Annotated in this window: 2 protein-coding genes; one reads left to right on the top strand and one right to left on the bottom strand. The window is 65.2% G+C overall.

The features are described 5' to 3' along the window. Positions 1 to 25: 25 nt before the first annotated feature. Positions 26 to 2,230 carry an acyltransferase family protein gene (locus ACLP9N_RS14190; protein ID WP_442408011.1) on the bottom strand — a complete coding sequence of 735 codons (2,205 nt, stop codon included), beginning with the start codon at positions 2,228 to 2,230 and terminating at the stop codon, positions 26 to 28. 433 nt (positions 2,231 to 2,663) lie between these two features. On the opposite strand from ACLP9N_RS14190, the gene ACLP9N_RS14185 reads away from it, so the two are divergent. Next, positions 2,664 to 3,445: glycosyltransferase (locus tag ACLP9N_RS14185; protein WP_442408010.1), on the top strand; the 782-nt coding region annotated here is incomplete at its 3' end.

Raw genomic sequence — 3,445 nt, 5'->3', positions numbered from 1 at the left:
TCCGCAGCCAACAGTCCGCAGTACGTCAACCGTGGGCGAGCGCGCGGTCGGCCAGCGCCCCGATGACCGGTGCCAGTAGCCGGGAGTATTCGATTGTCAGGTGATTCTTGTCGAGGTAGACGAGGGTGTTGCCGACGATGACGGGGCAGCGGTTTGCGGTGCAGAATAGCTCGGTGAGGTCGGCATATTGTCCGCCGCTGGCTTTGGTCGCCGAGGACTCGGCTGCGATGCCGGATTGGTTGACCGCGGTTGACCGTGGCGGCGAGCAGGCGCTCGCGTCATTGAGATGGCCGGACAGGCAGTCCGGCACCGATGTCTGCGGATCTGGGATCGGTCCGAGCACCAGCACCCTTGCGCCGGTGTCGCCCAGCTGCTGCACCAGGCGGGTCAGGCTGTCGATCCACGCCGGGTCGTATGGCGTGAAACCTGGCTGCCAACTGCCGACACTGCTCTCCCGCGACATGCTCACCAGGACCAGCCGCGGGTGCTTGGCGCGTAACCGGGCGAGGATCTGAGCGCGCCACTGCTCGCAGTGCAGAAAGTGTTCAATCAGGCCACTGAGGTGTTTGGCGATGGGCACGTCAATCATTGGGCAGCCCGCCTTGGCCAGCATCTCCAGCCGCCAGTGCCGTTGCGTGGCGATCTGTTGGAACGCGGGATTCCACATCGCGGCGTGCGAGTCGCCGACCAGGGCCACCGTCGTGCTCGATGCGGTGTCGCCCGTCGCGCACTCGGGCTGTCCGGCTTGTTTAGCTGTGCGCATGCAGCCGTTGAACGACATGGCCATTTGGGCGGCTGACGCGTCGGCGAGCGGCGGGTCCAGGTTCGACGGTACGGCTTTGAGCTCGGCTGATGCCGCTACCGCGGCCTGTACCTGCGCGAACGCATGCTGCATCGCCGCGTTGTACGCGTCGATGTTGGAGCCCGCGGGGGCAGGCGCCGCAGTGACGGTCAGCGGCGTAGCGGGCGCGCCGCGGCCGATGGGGATAGGAACCCAGGGCGTCATCGCCACGCCCACACAGGCCGCTACCGCGGTGGCGGTACCGCCAACCGCGAGACTGGCCAGGGGAGAGCGGCGCAAAGGAGGGGCGTATCGCAGCGGGTTCTCGATGAAACGCAGCGTGAGCACGGCCAGCCCGCCGGAGGTCAGGACCGCTGTCAACCTGCCGGCCAGTCCCAGCGGGTGGCCCAGCAATAGCGGCGTGAGCACGAGAAACGGCCAGTGCCACAGATACCAGGAGTACGACAGCCGGCCCATCGCACGCATTGGCGACACTGCCAGGATGCGGCCGCATCCCTGTGACGGTGCGTTTACGCCGGCGCCGAGTACCAGCGCCGTGCCGAGCATGGGCAACAGCGCGGCGGTGCCCGGATAGGGTGTGGCCGGGGTCAGTTGGTTGCAGGCCAGCAGGATCAGGGCCAGCCCCGCCCATCCGGTGATTTTGGCAGGTAGTGTCGGTAGTCGGCGCCACTGGTCGGCGGTGAGAGCCACCAGGCCGCCGACGGCCAAATCCCAGGCCCGGGTGGGCAGCGAAAAGTACGCCGCCGGAGGCACCAGGTACGTGGTAACCAAAGAAAGCGCGAAGGACACGGCCGCGATTAGCGCAAGGACCACCAGATACGGGCGTTTCGATGGATTCGATGGGGTGGTAGGTGCGCTGGTGCGCCGCCGACGCGCACGCCGGATGAGCCACGCCGTGCCGATGATAATGACCGGCCATACCAGGTAGAACTGCTCCTCTACCCCCAGAGTCCAGTAGTGCTGGAACGGCGACGGCGGCAGATGGCCGCCGAAGTAGTCGACGTTTTGCGCAATGAACCAATAGTTGCCGACGTATAACGCGCAGGCGATGCCGTCCTCAAGGACGTTCCGGGCCAGCAGCGGGGGCACCAGGACAGCCGAGGCGATCAGGGTGACCACGCCTACCAGCGCTGATACCGGCAGCAATCGGCGGGCCCGCGCCCCATAGAAGGGGCGTAGCCCGACAGTGCCGGTGGTGCTCACCTCGCGCCAGAGCTGCCCGGTGATGACGAAACCCGAGATGATGAAGAAAATGTCCGGACCGACGAACCCACCATCCACACCGGGCACGTCAGCGTGAAAGAGGAGAATGGCCAACAGCGTGAGGGCGCGCAAACCCTCTATGTCTGGGCGGAATTCCTTCCGTGCCGAGCGCTGACCCTGCGCCTCTTCGGTAGGACTAACGCTGTCGGCCTGGCGCAAGATCACCTACTCGAGTAAGAGGACGCGTTCTTCGAACAGCGGGATTATCACACACGTGCGCAGTATCGCTGGTGGGGTTTCAGCACTTACGCCGAAGCGGCCCGCGTTCAGCACATCGACGATGACCGGGCAGCGGTCAGCGGTGCAGAGCAGTTCGGTGAGGTCGGCGTATTGTCCGCCGCCGGATTTGGTGGCAGACTCGGCTGCGATGCCGGATTCGTTGACTGCCGAGCGCGTGGTCGGCCAACACCCCGATTAACGATCCGGGGGCCCTCCCGCGACGGTCCCGGTGTTATTGACCACTTGCCCAAAATTTCCGGCTTTCAGCTCGATGGTGCGCCGGCGTCGGGCTATGCTGCTGGGCGGCTGAGCCAGTGGTGCGGGGCTGCCGCTTTCATTCCGCAAAATGCACATGGGAAGTGAAAGGTCAGGATCCGCGATGAAATTTGTGCTGGCAAACTGGGGAACGCGTGGCGAAGTCGAGCCCTACGTCACTGTCGGCCGTGAGCTGGTGCGCCGCGGGCATGACGTGCGCATGGCTGTCGCGCCTGAAATGGTTGACTTCGTCGAGTCGGCTGGGCCTGCTGCGGTCGCCTACGGACCGGATTTGAAGGTCATCCTGGACCCGCACCGCGACTTCTGGACGTATTTCTTCGGCAACCCATGGAAAATCCGGGAGCTGGACAGGATGTGGCGCGAAGTTTCGGAGCCTCTTACCCAGTGCCGGGGGGAGGTCAGCAGGACGCTGACGTCGCTGGCCGACGGGGCCGACCTGCTACTCACCGGCATGAATTACGAGGACACCGCTGCCAACGTCGCGGAGTATTGCGACATTCCGTTGGCCACGCTGCATATCTTCCCGTTGCGGGCCAACGGCCAGCTCCTGCCATTCCTGCCGGCGCCGATGGGCCGCGCCGCAATGACGATGTTCGAGTGGCTGTTGTGGCGCGGACCAAAGAAGGTCGAGGACGCGCAGCGCCGTGAACTCGGTCTGCCGAGGGCCACAGGCCCCTGGACGCGACGGATCGCCGAACGTGGATCGCTAGAAATTCAGGCCTACGACGAGGTGTGCTATCCCGGGCTGGCAGCCGAATGGGCGAAATGGGACGGCCAGCGGCCCTTCATCGGAGCGCTGACCATGGAGTTGCCGACAGATACCGATGACGAGGTCGCGTCGTGGATTGCCGCGGGAACACCGCCGATTTGTTTCGGGTTTGGCAG

Source organism: Mycobacterium sp. (assembly GCF_052144515.1).
In the GTDB taxonomy this organism is placed as follows: Bacteria; Actinomycetota; Actinomycetes; order Mycobacteriales; family Mycobacteriaceae; genus Mycobacterium.
This window is presented reverse-complemented; position numbering and strand designations above follow the sequence as displayed.